Genomic DNA, 21,217 nt, shown 5'->3' on the forward strand with positions numbered 1-21,217 from the left:
CGTCAGACGGCGGCGCTGCAGCCGCTGCCGTCGGCCCAACGCAGTGCCGCCGCGGGGCCCACGGCTACGGCGGCGCGCAACTCGTCGACCGGGGCCGCGGTGCGCGCGAAGAAGCGCTCGGCGAAGGCGCGCGCATCCGACATGTGTTCCTCGCGCATGAACTGCGGGCCCAAACGCTCCATGCCGTCGAGGGCCGTGCGCCACAGGAAGTCGACCTCGTCGCGCAGGCGCGGGATCTCGAGTCCGCGCTCCGCGCTGTCGCGCCAACGTTGGTCGAGACCGGCCAGGCTCGGCGCGAGCCGCTCGAGGGCCAGTCCGCGCGCCCGCTCGTCGTAGAGCAGGCCACAGACGAAGGCCACGGCCGCCGGTCGCATGCAGTAGGGCAGGGCGTCGATGCCGCGCAGCTCGAAGAACCCCCGCGGACGCACCTCGAAGAAGAGCGTCGTCAGGTGGTAGTCGAGGTCGTCGATCGTCGGCCAGCCGTGGACCGGGTGGCCGCGCTCGATCCAATCGCGGAAGCGCAGGCCGGGCTCACCCGTGACCGCGTGGCCCGCTTCCGTGCGGAACAGCAGCACGTCGGCGTCCAGAGCCGCCGCGGCGTACTGGCGCTCGGGCCCCTCGAGGCTGCCGTCGAGGAGCCCGGCGGGGAACCCCGTGCGGGTCGGGTCGATGGTCTGCCAGACGCGGGCGCGCCGGCAGTGGAAGTAGTCCTCACCCGCACGTTCGGGCGAGGTCGAGAAGATGCCGACCAGGGCCGGGCTGAGCAGGTTGCCCAGCAGCCAACGCTCGTCGCGCACTTGCCTGGAGCCCAGGTCGACGTTGACCTGCAGGCTGCACGACAGGCGCATCATCCACGGACCGCTCGGGCCGCGGGCGTCGAAGTAGGCCGCCATCGATCGGTAGCGGTCGGCATCGAGCTGTTGCGGCACGTCGCCCGGTCCGAACCAGGGGTCGAGGCCCAGGGAGATCAAGGCCACCCGGCGCGGACCGAAGACCTCCTCCAACTTGGACACCACCGCGCGCACGTCGTCCAGGGCCGCCGAGGCACTGGGATGGACGGCGGTGGAGTGCTCGATCTGGGCACCGGGCTCGAAGGTCAGGCTGCCGCCCTGGGTCAGGCCCACGGTGGGCGGGACCCGCTCGGGGTCGCGGGCCTGGATCAGATCGTCGCGCCCGGCGACCTGATCGATCGCCTCGAGTACGCCGCCGGGACCCGCGAGGGGTAGGCGTCGCAGGGGTCGCCCCTGGGCGTCCATCTCGATCGCGAAGCGCTCCGGCTCGAGGCCCACGTCGCGGGCACCGGCTCGGGACTCGTCGATCTCGGGGAAGGCGCGGGCAGCGGCCCGCTCCAGCGCCTCGTCGACGGTGATGGTCAGCTCAGGGTCTTTGGTGGGCATGCGAGTTCTCGGGAGGGCCCATCTTAGGTGGGCTCGGTGGGACCTCAACCGAGGTGCTACGAACTCCGGTGCCCGGCCGGACTTCGATGTGGAGCCCGGTCCCCTCGGACCCGACCCGGGCCCGATCCTGTGGCCTCGCTCATGTCCCCCGGGACCCGCGCCACTCGGCGGGTTAGTCTGTGGGCGACCATGCGAATCCTGCTCATCGAGGACTCCGAGCGGCTCCAGCTCGCCCTGACCACCGGCCTTCGCAAGGAGGGCCATGGGGTCGACGTCGCGGGGGACGGCGAGGCTGGCCTCAGCTACGCCCGCAACAACCAGTACGACGCCATCGTGCTGGACCTGATGCTGCCCAAGATCGACGGGTTGACGGTGCTCCAGACCCTGCGCGAGGAGGGTAACGACACCCACGTCCTGGTCTTGACCGCCAAGGACACCGTCGACGAGCGGGTCACGGGCCTGCGCCGCGGGGCCGACGACTACCTGGTCAAGCCCTTCGCGTTCGACGAGCTCCTGGCCCGACTCGAGGCCCTCGGGCGGCGGGTCTACAACGCCAAGAGCCCCGAGGTCACGGTCGGGGACCTGATGATCGACACCAGCGCCAAGTCGGTGGAGCGCGCCGGCCGCCGCATTGACCTCTCGACCCGCGAGTACGCGCTGCTCGAGTACCTGGCGCGGCGCCTGGGCGAGACCGTGTCGCGGATCGAGATCGAGGACCACCTCTACGACGAGACCAGCCTGCCCACCAGCAACGCCGTCGATCGCGCGGTGTGCAGCCTGCGGGCGAAGATCGGCGGGCCTGACGATCTGCCCCTGATCCACACTCGCCGCGGGCTGGGTTACGTGCTCGAGGCGCGCGAGGACCGTTGAAGACCCTCGTCGGTCGCCTGACCCTGTGGTTGGTCGGCGGGGTGGGGGCGACCCTGCTGCTGGTCGGGCTCCTGATCTGGACTCGCGTGGACGCGTTCCTGATCGACTACTTCGACGACAACCTCTACACGCGGGTGCTCTCCCTGGGCGCGGCCGCGCAGTGGGACTCCGACGGGATGGTCTCGCTCCCCTACGAGACCGCCCTCTACAAGGACTACGAGGGGCCCTTCGAGCGCGACGTGTTCCAGGTCGTGGATCTCGAGGGCGAGGAACTCGCGCGCTCGCCCACCCTCGGCGTCGGTGCCGACATCACCCTGGATCCCGAGCGCATCCAGCAGGCCTGGGCCAGCAACAGCGCGGTGACCGCGGACCTCGAGCTCCCCGGCGGAAGCTCTGGACGGGCGGTGGCCATGGTGCTCGAGGTCGCGGACCCCGAGGGTGAGCCGCGCCGTGCACTGTTCATCGTCGCGACGCCGCGCCTCATGCTCAGCCAGGCGCAGAAGTCGTTGTTCGTGCCCCTGTCCCTCGGAGCCCTGGCGGCGTTGATCGGGCTCGGGGTGTGGGTCCGCGCCGTGGTTCGGCGGGGCCTGCGGCCCCTGGAGGACATCGCCGATCGCCTCGGCGACCTCGACGAGGACACCCTCGAGCGCCGTCTCCCCGTGGTCGACCTGCCGGGGGAACTGCGTCCCATCGCCGGTCAGGCCAACGCCCTGTTCGACCGCCTCGACGCCGCCTTCGAGCGCGAACGGCGCACCACCAACAACATCGCCCACGAGCTGCGCACGCCCATTGCGGAGCTGCGCGGCCTGACCGAGGTCGCCCTGCGCCTGGGTGATGACCCGGAGTTCGCTGCCAAGACGGTCGCCGAGGCCTACGCCATCGCAACCGAGATGGATCGCATCGCGACGACCCTCCTGCGCGTGGCGCGGGCCCAGGCGGGCGAACTCGAGGTCAAGCGCGAGGTGCTGAGTTCGTCCGCGGTGCTCGAGCGCGCGATCCGCTCGGTCGGCGAGAGCGCCCGCGGCCGCGGGATCGAGTTCGAGCTGAAGTTGCGCGACGACCTGGAGCTGGCCGCCGATCCCGACCTGCTCGACCTGATCCTGATCAACCTGCTGTCGAACTCGATCCAGCATGCACCCGCGGGGGACCGGGTCACCTGCGAGGTCTGGCGTGGCCAGGACGACGTGCAGTTCGTGATCGAGAACACCAACCCCGGACTGGAGCCCGGGGACATGAAGCACCTGACCGAGACCTTCTGGAAGAAGGACGACGCGCGCACCGACGCCGTGCACACGGGTCTCGGGCTGGCACTCGTCGATCAGCTCGCGCAGACCTGCGGCTACAGCTTCAGCATGGCCCTGGCAGGCGACCGCGTGCGCGCCCGGGTCACCGTTCCGCTCGACTGACGCGGCCCGGGAGGGCCAGGCCTCCAGCCTGATCGGGCTAGTGTCCTGGATCAGAAATTCGGCGTCACTGCCCGGAGGTCCGATCGATGCTGGCTAGGCGCGCCGACGACGCGTATCCGCTGCGATACTCGGAGGAGGCGCAACGACGCCAGCGGCGATCGGAGCCCGGGAAGTGACGCCGAATTTCTGATCCAGGACACTAGGCGCGCCGACGACGCGTATCCGCTGCGATACTCGGAGGAGGCGCTGGCGACGCCAGCGGCGATCGGAGCCCGGGCAGTGACGCCGAATTTCTGATCCAGGACACTAGTCCGTGATCGGGCGCAACAACCGCCGCACCCGGTGGTCGTCGGTCAGGTGCAGGGAACGGGCCTTGCGCACGAAGGCGTAGCTCTCGTGGCGGCCGACGTCGGACGCGAGCAGAAGCCGACCGCGCGCGCTGCTCCAGACCCCGCGGTCGCCGGCGTCCTGGCCGGTGAGTCCGTCGCTGGGCTTCGCGGCCGGATCGGCGGGACCGCGGGCGAAGTGACCCTCGGGCGCTAGGAGCAGCAGCACGGTGTTGGTCAGGGCGAAGCTGGTTTCGTCGCCGTGCTCCGTCCAGGCGTAGAGACCGACCAACTCTCGGTCGCGGGGCGCGGACTGCGGTGCGCGTCGCAGCCCGGGGACGGCGACGTCCTGCTCGAACCGCCGCCGAGCACGCGGCGTTCGCTCGAAGGCGCGGTGGATCGCGTCCACCAGCTCGCCCAGATGGTTGGCGCGCCGTGGGTCCGAGATCAGCCGCCCGATGCTGAGCAGCTCCTGTTCGCTCGGCTCGTTGTCCAAGGCGATCGCGAGCTGCTCGAGATCGTCGGCGCAGGGATCCAGTCCGGCGTCGATGCGCCGAATGCACGCGGCGATGAGGGGGGCGAGGGTCGGCATGGAACGATCGCGAAGCTAGCAGAAGTCCGCGTCGGGCGATTCAACGTCCCAATGCTCGCGCCGACCGGGCACTGGGGGTCGCGGGAAGTTCGGACCCAGGGACGCCGCCCATTGCCGCCCCGCATCCGGGACGGCGACGGGGGCCAATTCGGCCTCAGCCAGGGCCATGGGGCCGCTGTCGGGGTCCAGCGGTCACTGCACGGCGCGATCCACCCTCGGACGGCCCGGCAGCAATCGCTGGACCAAGCCCCGCGCGTCCTCCTGGATCAGGTAGAGCGACGGCACCAGCCCGAGGGTGATGAACGTGGCGAAGGCGACCCCGAAGGCCAGGGAAATGGCCATCGGAATCAGGAACTTGGCTTGCACCGAGCGCTCCAGCATCAGCGGGGTCAGCCCCGCGAAGGTCGTCAGGGAGGTCAACAGGATCGGCCGGAAGCGCGTCCGACAGGCATCGATCGCGGCCTGTGAGGCCGACTTGTGCGGGTGGGCGATGCGTTCGCGGTTCACGAAGTCCACCAGCACGAGGCTGTCGTTGACGACCACACCGCCCAGGGCGACGACCCCCAGGACCGAGATCATCGAGAGCTGGTAGCCGGTCAACAGGTGTCCACCGACCGCGCCCACGAGGCCGAAGGGGATCGCGCTCATCACGATCAGGGGTTGGAAATAGGACCGGAACGGGATCGCCATCAGCGCGAAGATGCCCAAGAGGGCCACGGCGTAGAGCCGCGCGAGCTGCGAGATCGTCTCGGCCTGCTCCTGCTGTTCGCCCACCATGGACCAGCGGCTGCCGGGGTAGGCGGCGACCAGGCGCGGGAGGATCTCCTCCTGCAGCCGCGCGCGAACCGCGTTGGGGTCCGCCATGGCGTCGTCCACGTCGGCCGTGACCTCGATCGCGCGCATGCGGTCCGCGCGCATGATGGTCGAATCGCCGCGCGTCTCGAAGGCGGTGGCGACCTCGCCGAAGGGCACCTCGCCACCGTCCGGCGTGCGCACGCGCATGGCCGCGACGTCGGCCAGGGACAGCCGTTCGTCCTTGGGGTAGCGGACCATCACGTCCACGTCGTCGCGCCCGCGCTGGATGCTCTGGGCCTCGTCGCCGTAGAAGCCCTGTCGCACCTGCCGCGCCAACTCCGCGCGACTCAGACCCAGGGCCTGGGCCTGGGGCTTGACGTCCAAGCGCAGCTCGCGCTTGCCCTCGCGGAAGGTGTCGGCGATCGCGAAGACGCCGGGCAGGTCGCGCAGCTCCGCGCGCAGGTCGTCGGTCAAGGCACGCAGCCGCGACGTGTCCGTGGACTGCAGGCGCACGTGCACCGGCTTGCCGGAGGCGATCAGGTCCGAGTCGAACTCGAGCTCGATCGCACCGGGGATCTCGCCGACCAGGTCACGCCAGCGCTTGGCGATCTCGAGCGAGGGCACCTCGCGCTCCTGCGCCGGGGCCAGCTCCAAGGTCACCTCGGCCAGGTGCTCGCCGGAGAAGCTGCCGCCGATGCGGCCGCCGTTCGAGCTCTGATCGCCGCGGAAGGGCTGGGAGCCGACGGCGGTGAACCAGTGCCGGATCAGGTCGGGCTGACCCTCCGCCGCCAGCTCGTCCTTGAGCTCCACGATCGCGGCCTCGAGCTGGGCCGCCGCGGCGGCCGTGCGTTCGATCGGCGTTCCCAGGGGCATCGACACCTGCGCCGCCACGTTGTCGGCCTCGACCGGGGGCATGAAGTCGAAGCGGATGTGCCCGCCCGCGACCGTCTCGAGCGTCAGGGCCAGGGCCACGAGCCCGGCGCTGAGCGTCGCGTAGCGGAAGCGCAGCGCGGCCCTCAGGGTCGGCGTGAAGAAGCGGTCGACGAAGGTCTCCTGGCCATCGGCGATGCGCTTCTGGAAGCGCACCCACCAGACGAAGGGCGGGCGCTCGGAGAGGCGGTCGAGCAGGTGCGAGCTGTGGGCCAGGTGGGCCGGCAGGATCAGCAGCGACTCGATCAAGGAGAACAGCAGGGTCGGGATCACCACCGCGGGGATGATGAACCAGATGCGCCCGCTGAACCCGTCGAGCAGGGCCATGGGCACGAAGGCCAGCACGGTGGTGAAGATCGCGAACTGCACCGGTTGCGACACGTCCAGGGCGCCGCGGCGACTGCCCTTGATGCCGCCCTCACCCCGTTCCTGGAAGCGGTGCACGCTCTCGCCCACGACGATCGCGTCGTCGACCACGATGCCCAGCACGAGGATGAAGGCGAACAGGCTGATCAAGTTGATCGAGCCACCCAGGTGGGGGAGCATCGCCAGGGCGCCGAGGAACGACACCGGGATGCCGAGCGCCACCCACAGGGCCAGGCGGAAGCGCAGGAACAGCGCCAGCACCACGAACACCAGCCCCAGTCCACTCAGGCCGTTCTGGATCATCACCCGCAGGCGATCGCGGAGGATGATCGACTGGTCCTGCCAGGTGTCGATGTTGAGTCCCTGGGGCAGGTCGAGGCGCGTGCGTTCCACGTAGTCGCGCACGGCCGCGGCGATCTCGAGCGCGTTCTGGTCGCCCACGCGGTAGACGCGGATCTGGGCCGATGGCAGCCCGTCGAAGCGCGTGCGTTCGTCGGTGTCGGCGAAGGCGTCGACGACCTGCGCCACGTCGCCCACCGTGAGCCGACTGCCGTCGGGGGCCGTGCGCACGACCAGGGCCTCGAAGGCCTCGCGCTCCTTGGCGCGGCCGGCCGTGCGCAGCAGGATCTCGCCGCCGCGGGTCTTGACCGAGCCGCCGGGCAGCTCGATCGAGCCCCGCCGCACGGCGGCAGTGACCTCGTCGAAGGTCAGCCCGAACTGGCGCAGGCTGTCCTCGGAGACTTCGATCGAGATCTCGTAGGGCGGCGCGCCGGCCAGTTGGGCCTGGCTGATCTCGGGCAGGGCCGAGAGCTCCTCACGCACCCGCTCGGCCAGGCGCCGCAGGGTGAACTCGTCCGTGCTTCCGAAGACGGTCACGTCGATCACCGGCTTGCGCGTGACCAGCTCCGCCACGATCGGTTGCTCGGCCTCGTCGGGGAAGGTGTCGATCGCGTCCACCCGGACCTTGACGTCGTCGAGGACCTCGCGCGCGTCGGCGTCGCTGCGCACCTCGACGGTCACCGTGGCCATGTTCTCGGCGGCGGTCGAGGTGATTTCTTCGACTCCCGAGACGTCCCAGATGGCCTCCTCGATCCGCACGCAGATCGACTGCTCGGTCTCCTCGGGCGCGGCACCGGGGTAGGGCACCTGGATCGTGACCATGTCGGAGGAGAGCTCCGGGAAGACCTCCACCTGGATCGTCGGGATGGTCACCACGCCGGCTACCAGGATCAGGGCCATCAGCAGGTTGGCGGCGACGCCGTTGCCTGCGAACCAGCGAATCCACTTGTCCATGGCCTGGCCTCAGTTGCGCGCGGGAGCGTCGGGTTGCTCGACCGCGACGGCCATCCCGTCGACCGCGAGGTCCAGGGCGGAGGTGATCACCCGCTCGCCATCGGACAGGCCGGACTCGATCACGACATCGTCGGTGCCGCGTTGGACGACCTGCACCGTGCGGCGCTGCAGCCGCTGGTCGGCGTCGACGATCCAGACCTGATCGGCGCCACGCAGGGCTTCGGTGGGAATCGTGGCCGCGCGCTCGATCTCGCGGCCCGCGATGCGCGCGCTTGCGAAGGCACCCAGCCGCAGGGGCGCGGAGCCCTGGTCCAAGGGGGCGTCGATGCGCGTGATCGCCATTAGACTCCTGGAGCGGGGATCGAGCTGCGCCGCGGTGCGCACGACGCGGCCGCTGAAGGTCGCCGGTCGCCCGTCGACCTCCACGCTCAACTCCACGGCTGGGCCGTCGATCTCGCCCACGCCGAGGGGCTCGAGGCGCGCCAGGTCGGCCGCGCCCAGGGGCAGGGCCACCTCGTAGGCCTCCGTCGCGATCAGTTGCGCCAGGGGCGTGCCCGCCGCGATCACCTGCCCCGCGTCGACCAGGCGGCGATCGACGACCGCGTCGAAGGGCGCGCGCAGCACCGTGCGCTCCAGATCGAGGAGCGCCTTCTCGCCAGCCGCCACCGCGGAGTCGAAGCGCGCCTGGGCCCGGGCCAGTTGCGGCTCGCGGCGCGCGAGGGCGCTGGGTTCGTCCACGCCCGAGGCCAGCAGGTCGCGGCGCGTGATCTCGGCTTCGGCCTGCTCGAGCTCGAGCGCGGCGCGCGCTTCCGCCACGGCCGCGGACGCCGCAATGCGCGCGATCTCGAGGTCGCGGCGATCGAGCTCGACCAGCACGTCGCCCTGGTGCACCCGCGCGCCCGACTCGAGCGGGGCGGCGATGCGGGTGATGCGGCCACCGACCTCGGCCGCGATCGTCGCCTCGCGCGCCGACTCGACCATGCCCTGGCTCTGGACCTCGAGCACCAACGGCGAGAGCTCGATCCACTGGACTTGGACCAGGGGCACCACGGCCTCGCGCGGCTCGACCTGGACCTCGCCACGGGAGGCGACCAGGGCGCTGACGCCTGCGGCGCCCAGGGCCAGGATCACGGCGCACAGGGCCACTTGGAACAGAACCGGCTTCACTCCTGCACCTCCGCGGTGGCGTCGAACCCGCCACCCAGGGCCAGGTGCAGGTCGATCCGGTTCTCGAGCCAAGCGCGCCGCGTGTCGAGCCAAGCGCTCTCGGCGTCGAGTCGGGTGCGCCGCTCGATCAAGAGCTGCAGCAGGTTCTCGAGACCGGAGCGGTAGCGCTCGTCGACCAGCGCCTCCGAAGCGCGTGAACTCTCGACCGCCGACGCCAGGTGCGTCACCTGCAGTGCCAGGTCGTCCTCGGCGTCCAGGGCGATCTCGACCTCGGCGCAGGCGCGCAGCACGGCTCCGGCGAACTGGGCGCTGGCCTCGCTCGCGAGCGCGTCGCTCGATGCGATCTGCGCGCGGATGCGACCGCCCTCGAAGATCGGCTGGACCAGGTTGCCGGCCAGGCTCCAGACGCGGAAGTCGCCGTCGAGCAGGTCGCCGAGCTCGTTCGAGCTGGTGCCGCCCGACGCCGTCAGCGCCAGCCGCGGGTACAGGTCGGCCCGGGCAGCTTGGAAGCGCTCGTCAGCCGCGCGCAGGCGCAGTTCCGCGGAGAAGAGGTCCGGGCGCCGGGAGACGATCGTGGCGGGAATGCCGACCGGCGGGCGCTCCGGCGGGTTCGGCAGGCTGTCCGCCACCTGCAGATCGCCGGAGGGATAGCGGCCCATGAGGATCTCCAGCCGCCGGATCGAGGCCTCCGCCGCGCGGCGCCGCCCGGCGACGAGGGCCTCCGAGTTCGCGAGCTGGGTGCGGGATTGCTCCAGCTCGAGCCGCGGCGCGAGGCCGCCCTCGAAGCGGTCCTGGACCAACTGCAGCGAGCGTCGGCGAATCTCCACTGCGTCGTCGGCCACCCGCAGCTGGGCCTTTGCCTCCACCGCGCTCACGTAGGCCTTGGCCACCTGACCCGCGATGGACAGGCGCACCCCAGCGAAGTCGGCGGTGGTGGCGTCGCGCTGCAGCTCCGCGGCCCGCTCGAGCGCCGACAGTCGGCCCCACAGGTCGAGCTCCCAGGAGAGGTTGAGCGACAGGCCGAAGGTCGTCGCAGTCGAACTCAGCACCCCGCCCGAACCGGGGATCGGCAGGCCCACGTAGTTGCGTCGCGAGCGATCGGCCGAGAGCCCGGCGCTGACCTGGGGCCGACGGGAGACGCCCGCGAGCTCCGCCTCGGCGTCGGCCTGGGCCACCCGCTCGAGGGCCGCGCGCAGGTCGTAGCTGCGCTCCAGGGCCTCGACGATCAGCGCGTCCAGCTCGGGTGTTCCGAGCTCCTCCCACCAAGCGTCGGCGGCCTGCTCGGCGGCGGGCGGGGCGCTCTCGTCGGCCACGAACACATCGGGCAGGGGCGGCGCCTCGACCCGAGCTCGGGCCTCGGGCGGATCGATCGCGGCGCAGGAGCCGAGGGCCAACAGGCCGAGCAGCGAGGTCGCAAGTTGCTTCATCGGTCGGAATCCAGGTTCGATGGACGGCCGGCACGGGGACCGGTCGGCGAAGCGGTGGCCGGGGCGCGCAGGCCCGCGGCCGTGAAGGAGACGATCTGCTCGACGACGGTGCCCACGTCGTCCGGATCGCACAGGCCCCCGGTCGCCAGTCGCAGGCGATCGGTGTCGGACAGCACCATGCAGAGCGAGGCCAGCCCGAAGTGCAGGCGCCAGACCAGGTCGGCGGTCGAGAGCTCCGGGCAAAGCCGCACGAAGACCGGCATGAACTCCGCCTTGACCCCTTCGAACTCCCGTTCGATGGTCTTCCAGTGGGGACCGTCGGCGCTCAGCGAGCGTCCGATCAGGCAGGCGAAGGAGCGCCCGGCCGGCGTGGCCCGCAACGCCGCCGCGGGTTCGACCAGGGCGCGCAGCACGTCCTCCAGACTCGGCTCGGCGGGCGCGGCCGCGGTGAGCAGCGCGCGCAGCCCTTGCAAGCGTCGGTCGTTGACCGGTCCGACGCGCCGGTGGAACACCGCGCGGAACAGCTCGTCCTTGGACCCGAAGTGGTAGTGGACCGCGGCGATGTTGGCGTCGGCCGCTGCCGTGATCTGTCGCAGGGACGTCGACGCGAAGGTGCGCTCGGCGAAGAGTCGCTCGGCGGCGTCGAGCAGGCGCGTGCGGGTGTCGCGGCTCACGTCGGACGACGGATCGACCTGCCCCCGGGCGGGCGACTCGGCCGCGGGCGAGGCCGGGGGCTGAGCGGGCGGCTGCTGATCGTCGGAGTCCAACATGTGTTTCAAACGATCGTTTGATAGCGGGCTCCAGGTGCGCCTGCAACACCAAATTTCAGCCTGGGGGCCGGATTCCGCCGGCGGCGGCCGGCAACCTCGGGAGCCATGAAGCGCCTTCGCAGGTTCCCCCGAGGTCCCTGGACCGGGGTCGACGGCTGCCGGGCGGGCTGGGTCCGGGCCCGGCTGAGCCCCGCGGGTCGGATCGAGATCGACCTCGTCAAGTCGGCTCGGGCCCTGATCGCGGACCCCGCCGATCCCCTGGTGATCGACATGCCGATCGGCCTCTTCCCCGGCGGCCGCGCGCGCGCCCGGGACTGCGACCGCGCGGCGCGCGAACGCCTGGGCCCGCGCCGCTCGAGCGTCTTCAACCCGCCGACCCGCGCGATGCTCCGCGCGCGCGAGCACGGCGAGGTGGGGCGCCTGGGCCTCTCGATCCAGGCCTTCCACCTGATCCCCAAGATCGCCGAGCTGGATCGAGCTCTGAGCGCGGACGACGCGTCCCGAGTCCTCGAAGGCCATCCGGAGCTAGCCTTCGCGTGCCTGGCCGGCGCGCCGCTCGAAGCCCCCAAGCGCACCACGGCCGGCCGGCACGCGCGCGCGCGCCTGCTCGAGGCCGCGGTCGCCGGATCCCTCGACGCCTTCGCGGACTTCGCCGCCGCGACGCGGCGCAAGGACGTAGCCCTCGACGACATCCTCGATGCGATGGTCCTGGCGGTCGCGGCCCGCGACGTGGCCGCGGGCACGGCGTTGCGATTGCCCGAGGGCGAGCTGGACCGTGATCGACGCGGCCTGCCGATGCAGATCTTCGGCGCGTCGTCGGTCCCGACGCCGGTCGACGATCAGCGAACTCGGATCGACACCCTTCGCCCGTTCGGAATGGCGCGACGGCCGGCTGTGCGGGGCCAGACGGACGAGCGCAGAGCACGCGTCCTGGCCACGGTCGACGCGATCCCATCGGGGAAGGTGGCGACCTACGGTCTCGTTGCGACCGAAGCGGGGCTCCCGCGTCGTGCGCGCTTCGTCGGCGGTTGCCTGCGCGACTTGCCCCCGGGCACCTCGCTGCCCTGGTGGCGAGTGGTCAACGCCTCGGGTGGCATCAGCCCCCGCGGCGACGGCTCGAGCACCGGTGAACAGCGACGACGTCTCGAGCGCGAGGGGGTCCAGCTCACCGGGGGTGGGCGCGTCGACCTCAGTCTCCACCTCTGGCGGCCCTGAGGCGGTGTCCTCGAGGAATCTCGCGCTGGGCTCCAGCGGCGTCACGCGCCGCGCCGAAGTGGCGTGCGGGACCAATCAAAGGGGGGCCCACATGTTTCAAAGAATTCCTGCCCCGTTGCCCGGGGACCAGGCGCCGCGCCCGATCTCCGAGGTGCGGCAAGTCGATCAGGCGGCTGGGGGGCCGCCGGATCGGCGGACGGCTGGTGAGCTGCCGAAGGCTCGGCGCGTCGACGAGATCGCCATCTCACGTGAGGCGGAAGACCGCCTCTTGCGCGAAGATCAGTCGCGCGCCGCCGCGACCCAGCGGGACGGTACGTCATCCCTGCGCGAACGCCCGCAGGGGACCGAGGCGCGCGAGCGCACCGAGGGTATTCAAGCGCGCGAGCGACCCGAGGGCGTTCAGACGCGCGAGGGACCCGAGGGGCCCGTGGAGCGTGAGCGCCCCGAGGGGCCAGCCGCGCGCGAGCGGGTGGATCGCCCAGAAGCCCGCGCTGAACAGGCGCGGGAGCGAGAGGTGAGTCGAAGCCGGCCCGATGACGGGGTTCGGACGTCCGCTTCGCGTGGCGAGGCGACAGATCGCTCCGACGCTGCGCCGCAGAGGGACGCCGAGGGCCCGAGGGCACCTCGGGAAGTCGCCACGGAACGCATCAACGAGCGGATCCAGGCCGCGCGCGCGGACGAGGAGACCCGCACCGAATCGCGCCAGGACGTGGTCGCACAGCAGCGTGCCGTGGTGGAAGAGCGAGGGATCGGGGGCGATGCGCCCCGCGGTGTCGCGGCCGTCGACGAGGCGACTCGCATCGACAACCAGGCCGCCGACCGGGCGCGCCGGGGCGAGGCCGACACCTTCGAGGTCGAGCGCAACCGAGACAGCGTCGAGCTCGTCCGCGAGGACGTCGAGCGCGGCATCGAGCGGCAGGCGTCGACCGAGCGCCAGATCGAATCGGAGGCTCGCCTTCGGAGCGACGACGTAGCCGTGGACGAGCGGTCGAGGGAGGGCAGCGAGCGCGTGGCCGCCGAGCGTTCAGAACGCGAAGCGGCGACCCGCGACGGGATCCTGCGCAACCGCCTGGACGAGGCCAGGGCCGTGCGGCCGAGCGATTCGCGCTCGGTCGAGGCCACTGCGGTGCGCGGCGACGATCTGGACCGACTGCGGGAGTCCGCCGCGAGGCAGCGGGTCGCGGCCCAGGCCGAGTCGCGCCCGAACGGGGCGATGGGGGAGGAGCGTCAAGACCGCGAGGTCAAGCTGCCCTTCCCGGACGGCGGCCGTACCGACTTCGGGCCCGATGCGGCGACGCTGCTCGAAGAGCTCGACGGTCGACCGGATCCGCCCGAGTCGACGCTGCCCGAAGAGTTGTTCGGCTGAGTCGCGACGACGGCCGGCGCGCGGACCCAACTCCCCGCGTCGGTCGTCGTCGGTGCCGATCTCGCCGCGGTCGTCGTGCCACTCGCGCGGGGCGCCCTGTCGCCAGCGGTGGCCCGCGCCTGGCCCTGGCCGTCGACGCCCGATTCCAGGTCACCGGTCCGCGTCGATCCCCTGGATCCACAGCCGGCGAGTTCGGCTGGCCCCGCGGGGTTGTCCCGCGGATCGACGAGCACTCCGGAGCGCCGTCGAATCCAGCCGGGCTCGGCTCGCGGACCTGCGCCGGGCGCGAGGGTCGGCAATCGAGACAGGTCGAGCCGATCGACAGCCAAGATCCACTTCGCGACCGCCCAGGGGCGTGCCCGAGAGTGCCAGCCGTTCCGGGCTAGTGTCCTGGATCAGAAATTCGGCGTCACTTCCCGGGCTCCGATCGCCGCTGGCGTCACCAGCGCCTCCTCCGAGTATCGCAGCGGATACGCGTCTAGCCAGCATCGATCGGACCTCCGGGAAGTGACGCCGAATTTCTGATCCAGGACACTAGAACCCAGCCGCGTGACCGTCCTTGCGCGACTCGCTGGCACCGCGCAGGACACCCGTCTGCGGATCTCGCCAGATGGCCTGGTAGCCGCCGTAGGGGCCTCGAGCCCATTCGATCCGGTGACCGCGATGCATCAGCTCGCGCACGACCTCGGGCGCGAAGCCGCTCTCGAGGTTGACCACGCCGCCGTCCTCCATGCGCTCGCCGGTGGGCTGCGACGAGCCCGAGTGGATCAGTCGCGGCGTGTCGCCGGCCTCCTGCAGGCCCAGGCCGAAGTCCACCAGGTCGACCACGATCTGCGCGTGCATCTGCGGTTGGGTCGCGCCGCCCATCACGCCGAAGGCCATGCGCGCGCCGTCGGCGCGGGTCAGGAAGGCGGGGATGATCGTGTGGAAGGGACGCTTGCCGGGGGCGTAGCTGTTCGCCCGCCCGGGCGTCAGGTCGAACAACTCGCCGCGATCCTGCAACACGAAGCCCAAGCCCGTGGGGGTCATGCCGGAACCCATGCCGCGGTAGTTGCTCTGGATCAGCGAGACCATGTTGCCGGCGGCGTCGGCGGTGCAGAGGTAGACCGTGTCGCCCTGGTCGGGAAAGCCCGAGGGCAGGTGCTTCGACGCCCGCTCGCCGATCAGGGCGCGGCGTTCGGCCGCGTACTCGTCCGAGACGAGCCGCGCGATCGGGGTCTCGAAGAAATCCGGGTCCGCGTAGAGCCGCGCGCGGTCCTCGAAGGCCAGCTTCTTGGCCTCGACGAACAGGTGCAGGTACTGCGCGCTGCCCAGGCCCATCGCGGCGATGTCGTAGCCCTCGAGCACCTGCAGGATCTGCTGGGCCGCGATGCCCTGGCCGTTGGGCGGCAGCTCCCACAGGGTGTGGCCGCGGTAGTCGACGCCGACGGGCTCGACCCATTCGGAGTGGTGCGCGGCGAGGTCCTCGTAGGTGAGGAATCCGTCGTTCTCGGCCATGAAGGCGGCGATCGTGCGGGCGATGTCGCCCTCGTAGAAGGCGTCGCGACCGCCGGCGACCAGGACCTCGTAGGTCCGTGCCAGGTTCTCGTTGCGCCAGATCTCGCCCTCTTCCGGCCCGCGCCCGTCGATCGTCATCTGCTCGCGGAAGCCCGGATAGGGGTGCAGGATCCGCGCGGACGCCTGCCAGTAGTAGGCGATGGTCTGGGTGACCGGGAAGCCCTCGCGCGCGTAGCCGATGGCCGGGGCCAGGATGCGCTCCATCGGCAGCTCGCCGAAGCGCTCGTGCAGCGTGAACCAACCGTCCACGCAACCGGGCACGCTCACCGGCAGGGGACCGTGGGGCGGGATCGATTTCAGCCCCCGCCGCTCAAACTCCTCCAGCGTCAGGGAGCGCGGACTGCGACCGCTGCCGTTGAGCCCGAAGAGCCGGCCCTCCTCCGCGTCCCAGACGATCGCGAACAGGTCGCCGCCGATGCCACTGCCCGTGGGCTCGGTCAGGCCCAGCACCGCATTGGCCGCGATCGCCGCGTCCACCGCGTTGCCGCCGGCGCGCAGGATCTCGAGCGCGGCCTGGGTCGCGAGGGGTTGGCTCGTCGCCGCCATCCCACCGGTCGCGAGAACTTCCGATCGCGTGGCGAAGGGCGCGCCCGTGATCCGGTCCTGGGCCGCGAGGGCGGTGGGTACGAGGAGCGCGAGGCCGAGGGCGATCGACGTGGGATTCATCGCCGCAGCCTAAGGATCCGGCCCGCAGGGCCCCACGGGGTGGAGACAATCGGGCCCGCGGTACAGGTCCCGGGGCGTCCCGGCGTCCGAGTCCGCGCCCGCCATGTACGGCATTCGGAGACCTCCGTTGCTCGGCCCCGATCGCCAGCCGCGGATCGTGACCGGGGGCTCCTCCGCGGCCAGCCTTCAGTGGGCGGTCGTCCGGGGCCGGACTTCAGCGGCCCTCCTCCAGCGTTCAGTCGTCAGTCGCCCAGGCCCTTGGGCACTCGCAACTGCACCGGCCCACGCTCGTCGCTCGAAGGCTTCTCGTCGTCTCGACCGAAGTTCGGCACCGCGACCTCGGGAATGGCGACCTCAAGCAGCCCCGAGGCGGTCCCGCTCGCCATCGAGTGTCTCTCACGCTCGGGCCCGGCCTCCGGCGCCGACGTCAGCTCGACCAGGGCCGCCACCGCACCGATGGCACCGAGCAGGATCAGGATCTTGTTCTTCATGGGGTTCTCCGCCGCGCCGGCCCGCGAGGAATCGCAGCCGCGCGGCCACGGTCCGACGCCCCTCGCGGTCGCATCTTCCCGAAGAAGTCGGGGCGCCGGACGCGGCGCCTCAGCGCGGCGCTCCGCCCTCGCCAATGTCCGCATAGCCCGTCAGCTCGACGAAGCCCACGCCGCGGACCGGGCGGCCGGCGCGCGTGCCTTCGATCTGGACGGCGCCTTCCCAGTAGACGACGGAGAGGGGCAGCTCCTGGTCGGGCAGGAGCGGTGTGATCCGCAGCTCGAGACCCTTCTCGGGCACCACGGCGGTCCAGCCGCTGGGGTAGGGCGCGCCCGAGCGCGGGCTGTGCCAGGTGTCGGCCGAGCGGAGCGTGTAGCCGCTGCCCTCGAGCTTTGAGTGCGAGCCGTCCTTCTCCGTGATCGATCCGTGACTGGTGGCGTCGACGCCCCCGTCCGCTAGGCGCATCTGGTACAGCATCACGTCGGTGCCGTCGTCCAGTTGCAGGGCGAACCAGTCCCAGCCGACCTGGCCCTGGCCGAGCACCGAGGTGCTCCACTCGCGGTCGAGCCAGGCGCTGCCGTCGACGGCGAAGGTCTCGCCGCCCACTTCGACGGAGCCCGAGGCCGTCAGCCGAGTCACGGCGTAGTAGTACGAGGCCTGGCCGGGCGCTGAGCCCTTGATCGACAGGCCCGCGTCGCCCTGGAGCACCGCGGGTTTGCGCGCGGCGAGGTTCAGCTCGAGGGCGTCGTCCCCAGCGCGGGCGACCAGGCGCAATCGCGGCAGCTCGCCCGCGCCGAGTCCGTCGACGAAGGCCAGCTCCCAGTCCTCGAGCCAGACGCGCAGTTGCGAATCGCCAGCACCATCGTCGCTCCACGCCGCGCCTGCCAGCCCGCCAGCGCCGCGCGCGGTCCGCTCGTGGGCGTGGACCTCTCGGCCCGCGCCGTCGGCGATCGCGAAGTGCGCCATCCACAGGTCGCTGGGGGCCAGGTCGCTCGCGCGACCCTCCGGCTGGGCCAACCCGCGGCGGAAGAGCGTCAGGTGGAAGCCGAACGGGCGGCCATCCGCCGAGGTCAGGTTGCCGGTCACGTACCACCACTCGGTCCGAAACCCCGGGTGGGGTCCGTGGTCCGCGGGGAAGGTGAAGTCGCGTGGTCCGTCCGCGCGCGCGAAGCTGGCCGTGTCACCGGCTCCCAGGAGGTCGGACAAGGCGACCGCCGGTGTCGAGGGCTTGGAGCCGCCGCAGGCGGACAGGGCCAACAGAGCCAGAAGGAGTGAACGTCTACTCATCGCGCAGGGCCTCCACCACGGACGAGCGCGACACGCGGCGCGCGGGCCAGGCTCCGGCCAAGACCGCGACGACCACGCTTCCGACCACCGCCGTGGCCACGGCACCGTAGGCCGGCTCGAGATCGAGCAAGGTCCAACCGAACGCCTGTCGATTGATGACCGCGACCATGCACCAGGCCAGGGCATAGCCGAGGGGGATCGCGTACAGACCCGCCGCGGCGCCCAGGAGGGCGTGTTGAGTCGACAGGGTGCGCCACAGTTGGCCGGGGGTCATGCCCACGGCGCGCAGGGTCGCCAGCTCGCGTCGCGCGTCGAGGCCCAGCGCGGACAGGGCCGAGAAGACGCCCACCAGGGCCACCACCAGGGTCAGCGCGCGCAGGACCGACGTCACCGCGAAGGTGCGATCGAAGACCCTCAGGGTCTCGGCGCGCAGGGAGCGGTTGGAGCGGATCTGCAGGTCCTCGTCGGGAGCGAGTCGCTCGCGCAGGCCGGCGATGACCGCGTCGACTGAGGCGTCCTGGGCCACTTCAAAGGTGAACGAACTCAGGCGCTCGTCCTCGAGCAGTCCGTTCAGCAGCTCCAGGTGGACCACGACCACGCCGCTGTCGGAAGCGTAGTCGCGAGTCACCGCCCCGATCGGCAGGGTCAGCGCGCCGCCCGGCGACTCGATCTCGAACTCGTCGCCCAGGCTCAGGCCGTGGTGGAAGGCCAGGGGCTCGGTCACCACGCAGGCGCGCCCGGCCGCGAAGTCGTCCCAAATGGCCGCGCTGCCCTCGGCGAACAGGTAGCGCTCGAAGCGGGCGCGGTCGATGCCCACACCGATCACCTGCACGCGGCCCACGGAGGTCTGCAGCACTCGACCGCGGAAGGTCTGGGTGCCGACGATTCCCGGCGTGCGCTCCAGCCGTTCAACCAGCGACGGATCGATGCTGCCGGTGGTGCGGGTCGCGGTCAGGCTGGGCGAGGTCACGAAGACGTCGCCGACCAGGGCGGAGTCCAACCAGGTCACCACCGTGGCCCGGAAGCTGGTCACGAGCACCGCGACGCCCAGGCTTGCGGCCAGGGCCACCGAGAGGGCCGCGACGGCAACGGAGGTGCGCGAGAGAGAGCGTCTCGCCCCGCGCGCCGCCATGCGTCCGGTGCCGCCGAGCAGGCGCGCAAGGGGACCCTCGGCAAGACCCAGGAGCAGGTCGGTGGCGCGCGGCGCGATCAGCGCTGCGCCCACGAGGCCGGCGAAGAGGCCCGCGTAGCTGATCTGGATCGAGCGGCCGGCGGCGGCGATCACGGCGGCGCCGAGGATCAGGAGCACGGCGCCCAGCACCAACCCCAGTCGCGCTCGGGATTGGGCGCGTTGCTCGAGACTCGAGCGTTGCAGTGCGCGGTGGGGCTCGATTCGCAGGGCCTCGCGCAGGGGAGCGAGCACGGCCACCATGCTGGTGACCAGACCGAGCACCGCAGCCTTGCCGAGGGACCCCGGCGCCAGGGTGCTCGCGCCGACCTCGAGGCTGAAGTAGAGATCGTTGATCGTGCGCAGCACCAGGTGCACGAGGCCCGCGCCCAGGGCCGTGCCGAGCACGAGGCCCAGCACCACGCCGACACCCGCCAAGAGGCCGGTCTCGATCAGTATCGCGACGCTGACCTGGGCCCGGGTCGCACCGAGCGTGCGCAACAGGCCCAACTCCTCGCGCCGCTCGACCACGGCGAAGGACAGGGCGTTGAAGACCAGGAACCCGCCGACCACCAGGGCCAGGAGCGAAAGGGCCTGGAGGTTCAGCCGAAAGCCGCGGGTCAGTCGGGCCAGGGTGCCGACGCGCGCTCCGGTGGATTCGATGCGCTCGCCGGGGCCGAGCAGGGCTTCGACCTGTGCGCGCTGGGCCTCGCCCGCGGGCCCGTCGTCGAGCACCAGGTCGATGCGGGTCAGACGTCCCAGGCTCCCGGTCAACTCCTGGGCCGTGGCGATGTCGCACAGCATCAAGCCCCGCAGCAGCTCGGCGTCGAACCCGTCGCGGGGCTCGAGCACGCCGATCAGCTCCACCGACCGGCGCTCGGCGCCCAGGCGCAGGTCGAGGCGCGCGCCGACTTCAACGCCCAGGCGCCGCGCCGTCTCGGCGCCGAGCAGCACGGCATCGGGCGAGGCCAAGAAGCGGTCCAGGTCCACCGCGAAGCCCGATTCGGCCGAGGCCAGGTAGGGGCGAAAGGGCGCTTCGCAGAAGGGATCCAGGCCGAGCAGGCGCAGGACCTCGTCGGGCGCGGGGGCCGCGGTCGACTCGGCCGGAGAGAGGGCCACGTCCCGCTCGACCACCGGCGCCGCGGCTCGCAGGCCGAGATCCGCCCGCAGGGTCCGCAGCAGTCGCTCGTCCACATCCGGCGATCCGACGACGGAGTGGGTCGCACGGCCCGCCGCTCGCTCGACCGACAGCTCCATCGCGCGCAGGGACGCAGCGTTGGCCAGGTCGATGCCCAGCACCACCGCCACGCCGAGGGCGACACCGAGGATCGCCAACAGGGCGCCGCCCGGCCGGCGCCGCGCGTGGCGCGCGGCGCTCGAGAGCAGCGCGAGCATCAGCCCCCGACCAGCCGGCCGTCGTCCATCTCGAGGGCGCGGTCCGCCCGGCCGGCGGCCTCGGCGGAGTGGGTCACGACCAGGAGCGTCACGCCACGCTCGCGCACCAGGCGCTCGAGCAGGTCGAGTACCCCGTTCCCGGTCTCGTGGTCCAGGTTTCCGGTTGGCTCGTCGGCCAGCACCAGGGCCGGCTCCCCGGCCAGGGCGCGGGCCACGGCCACCCGCTGCTGCTCGCCGCCGGACAGGCGGTCCGGGAAGCTGTCCGCGCGATCGCCGAGACCGACGTCGACGAGCAGCTCACGGGCCCGGGCGCGGGCCGCGCGGTCCGCGCGCCCGTCGAGCTCCAGGGGCAGCAACACGTTCTCGAGCACGGTCAGGGTCGGCACCAGGTTGAAGGCCTGGAACACGAACCCGATCCGCCGCCGCCGCAGGACCGTGCGCGCGGTCTCGTCGAGGGTGTCGACCCGCTGGTCGTCGATCCAGATCTCGCCCTCGTCGGGTGCATCGAGCCCGCCGAGCAGGTTGAGCAGGGTCGACTTGCCCGAGCCGCTGCGGCCCAAGAGGGCCACGAACTCGCCACGCTCCAGGCGCAGATCGACTCCCCGCAGAATCTCGCGTTCGACCCCGCCCTCGGACACGCGCCGCACGAGTCCGTGGGTCTGCACGGCCGCGGGTCCGCCGGTGTTGTGGATCTCGGGGGCAGTCATCGATCGGCTTCCGAGGCAATCTGGGGCG

The 21,217-nt window shown here is 71.8% G+C and carries 15 protein-coding genes; 4 read left to right on the forward strand and 11 right to left on the reverse strand.

Annotation, left to right across the window (positions count from 1 at the left end):
• Positions 1 to 2 precede the first annotated feature (2 nt).
• On the reverse strand, positions 3 to 1,397 hold the full coding sequence (locus Pla133_RS07980; protein WP_419192237.1) for a glutamate-cysteine ligase family protein: 1,395 nt from the start codon (positions 1,395 to 1,397) through the stop codon (positions 3 to 5).
• 189 nt (positions 1,398 to 1,586) lie between these two features.
• Between Pla133_RS07980 and Pla133_RS07985 the strand changes: the two genes are divergently transcribed.
• Both Pla133_RS07985 and Pla133_RS07990 read left to right on the forward strand, forming a co-directional pair.
• Positions 1,587 to 2,267: a response regulator transcription factor gene (locus Pla133_RS07985; RefSeq protein ID WP_145064389.1), complete on the forward strand. Its 681-nt coding sequence runs from the start codon at positions 1,587 to 1,589 to the stop codon at positions 2,265 to 2,267.
• Positions 2,264 to 3,673 (forward strand): ATP-binding protein, encoded by a 1,410-nt coding sequence (locus Pla133_RS07990; protein ID WP_145064390.1) that lies wholly within the window; start codon positions 2,264 to 2,266, stop codon positions 3,671 to 3,673. The genes Pla133_RS07985 and Pla133_RS07990 overlap by 4 nt, the downstream gene beginning before the upstream one ends.
• 306 nt (positions 3,674 to 3,979) lie before the next feature.
• Here the strand turns inward: Pla133_RS07990 and Pla133_RS07995 are convergent, their stop codons facing one another.
• The 5 genes from Pla133_RS07995 to Pla133_RS08015 form a co-directional block, all read right to left on the reverse strand.
• Complete coding sequence (locus Pla133_RS07995; RefSeq protein ID WP_145064391.1) at positions 3,980 to 4,591, reverse strand: hypothetical protein; 612 nt, start codon at positions 4,589 to 4,591, stop codon at positions 3,980 to 3,982.
• A gap of 192 nt (positions 4,592 to 4,783) precedes the next feature.
• A complete protein-coding gene (locus Pla133_RS08000; RefSeq protein ID WP_145064392.1) occupies positions 4,784 to 7,975 on the reverse strand; it encodes an efflux RND transporter permease subunit in 3,192 nt (1,063 codons plus the stop codon).
• Positions 7,976 to 7,984: 9 nt separating this feature from the next.
• Positions 7,985 to 9,142 carry an efflux RND transporter periplasmic adaptor subunit gene (locus tag Pla133_RS08005; RefSeq protein WP_419192238.1) on the reverse strand — a complete coding sequence of 386 codons (1,158 nt, stop codon included), beginning with the start codon at positions 9,140 to 9,142 and terminating at the stop codon, positions 7,985 to 7,987.
• Positions 9,139 to 10,569, reverse strand: coding sequence for an efflux transporter outer membrane subunit (locus Pla133_RS08010; RefSeq protein WP_145064394.1), 1,431 nt, complete (start codon positions 10,567 to 10,569; stop codon positions 9,139 to 9,141). The genes Pla133_RS08005 and Pla133_RS08010 overlap by 4 nt, the downstream gene beginning before the upstream one ends.
• The gene (locus Pla133_RS08015) at positions 10,566 to 11,339 is read right to left on the reverse strand and encodes a TetR/AcrR family transcriptional regulator (protein ID WP_145064395.1); all 774 of its coding nucleotides are present in this window, start codon (positions 11,337 to 11,339) and stop codon (positions 10,566 to 10,568) included. Before Pla133_RS08015 ends, Pla133_RS08010 begins: the two co-directional genes overlap by 4 nt.
• 105 nt (positions 11,340 to 11,444) lie before the next feature.
• Between Pla133_RS08015 and Pla133_RS08020 the strand changes: the two genes are divergently transcribed.
• Positions 11,445 to 12,554: a DUF429 domain-containing protein gene (locus tag Pla133_RS08020; protein WP_145064396.1), complete on the forward strand. Its 1,110-nt coding sequence runs from the start codon at positions 11,445 to 11,447 to the stop codon at positions 12,552 to 12,554.
• A complete protein-coding gene (locus Pla133_RS08025) occupies positions 12,466 to 13,920 on the forward strand; it encodes a hypothetical protein (RefSeq protein ID WP_419195433.1) in 1,455 nt (484 codons plus the stop codon). Before Pla133_RS08020 ends, Pla133_RS08025 begins: the two co-directional genes overlap by 89 nt.
• A gap of 534 nt (positions 13,921 to 14,454) precedes the next feature.
• On the opposite strand, the gene Pla133_RS08030 is transcribed toward Pla133_RS08025, so the two are convergent.
• The 5 genes from Pla133_RS08030 to Pla133_RS08050 form a co-directional block, all read right to left on the reverse strand.
• Positions 14,455 to 16,143, reverse strand: a complete 1,689-nt coding sequence (locus Pla133_RS08030; RefSeq protein WP_145064398.1) for a gamma-glutamyltransferase family protein — start codon at positions 16,141 to 16,143, stop codon at positions 14,455 to 14,457.
• A 242-nt stretch (positions 16,144 to 16,385) separates the two neighbouring features.
• Positions 16,386 to 16,634, reverse strand: coding sequence for a hypothetical protein (locus Pla133_RS08035; RefSeq protein ID WP_145064399.1), 249 nt, complete (start codon positions 16,632 to 16,634; stop codon positions 16,386 to 16,388).
• Positions 16,635 to 16,743: 109 nt separating this feature from the next.
• A complete protein-coding gene (locus Pla133_RS08040) occupies positions 16,744 to 17,919 on the reverse strand; it encodes a lipocalin-like domain-containing protein (RefSeq protein ID WP_145064400.1) in 1,176 nt (391 codons plus the stop codon).
• Positions 17,912 to 20,482, reverse strand: coding sequence for an FtsX-like permease family protein (locus Pla133_RS08045; RefSeq protein ID WP_145064401.1), 2,571 nt, complete (start codon positions 20,480 to 20,482; stop codon positions 17,912 to 17,914). Before Pla133_RS08045 ends, Pla133_RS08040 begins: the two co-directional genes overlap by 8 nt.
• Positions 20,482 to 21,189, reverse strand: coding sequence for an ABC transporter ATP-binding protein (locus tag Pla133_RS08050; RefSeq protein ID WP_145064402.1), 708 nt, complete (start codon positions 21,187 to 21,189; stop codon positions 20,482 to 20,484). Before Pla133_RS08050 ends, Pla133_RS08045 begins: the two co-directional genes overlap by 1 nt.
• Between the last annotated feature and the right edge of the window lie 28 nt (positions 21,190 to 21,217).

Source organism: Engelhardtia mirabilis (assembly GCF_007748095.1).
Taxonomy (GTDB): Bacteria; Planctomycetota; UBA1135; order UBA1135.

Coding starts and splice junctions, on each gene's coding strand:
- Pla133_RS07980 (WP_419192237.1), bottom strand. CDS start 1,397: ATGCCCACCAAAGACCCTGAGCTGACCATCACCGTCGACGAGGCGCTG.
- Pla133_RS07985 (WP_145064389.1), top strand. CDS start 1,587: ATGCGAATCCTGCTCATCGAGGACTCCGAGCGGCTCCAGCTCGCCCTG.
- Pla133_RS07995 (WP_145064391.1), bottom strand. CDS start 4,591: ATGCCGACCCTCGCCCCCCTCATCGCCGCGTGCATTCGGCGCATCGAC.
- Pla133_RS08000 (WP_145064392.1), bottom strand. CDS start 7,975: ATGGACAAGTGGATTCGCTGGTTCGCAGGCAACGGCGTCGCCGCCAAC.
- Pla133_RS08010 (WP_145064394.1), bottom strand. CDS start 10,569: ATGAAGCAACTTGCGACCTCGCTGCTCGGCCTGTTGGCCCTCGGCTCC.
- Pla133_RS08015 (WP_145064395.1), bottom strand. CDS start 11,339: ATGTTGGACTCCGACGATCAGCAGCCGCCCGCTCAGCCCCCGGCCTCG.
- Pla133_RS08020 (WP_145064396.1), top strand. CDS start 11,445: ATGAAGCGCCTTCGCAGGTTCCCCCGAGGTCCCTGGACCGGGGTCGAC.
- Pla133_RS08030 (WP_145064398.1), bottom strand. CDS start 16,143: ATGAATCCCACGTCGATCGCCCTCGGCCTCGCGCTCCTCGTACCCACC.
- Pla133_RS08035 (WP_145064399.1), bottom strand. CDS start 16,634: ATGAAGAACAAGATCCTGATCCTGCTCGGTGCCATCGGTGCGGTGGCG.
- Pla133_RS08040 (WP_145064400.1), bottom strand. CDS start 17,919: ATGAGTAGACGTTCACTCCTTCTGGCTCTGTTGGCCCTGTCCGCCTGC.
- Pla133_RS08045 (WP_145064401.1), bottom strand. CDS start 20,482: ATGCTCGCGCTGCTCTCGAGCGCCGCGCGCCACGCGCGGCGCCGGCCG.
- Pla133_RS08050 (WP_145064402.1), bottom strand. CDS start 21,189: ATGACTGCCCCCGAGATCCACAACACCGGCGGACCCGCGGCCGTGCAG.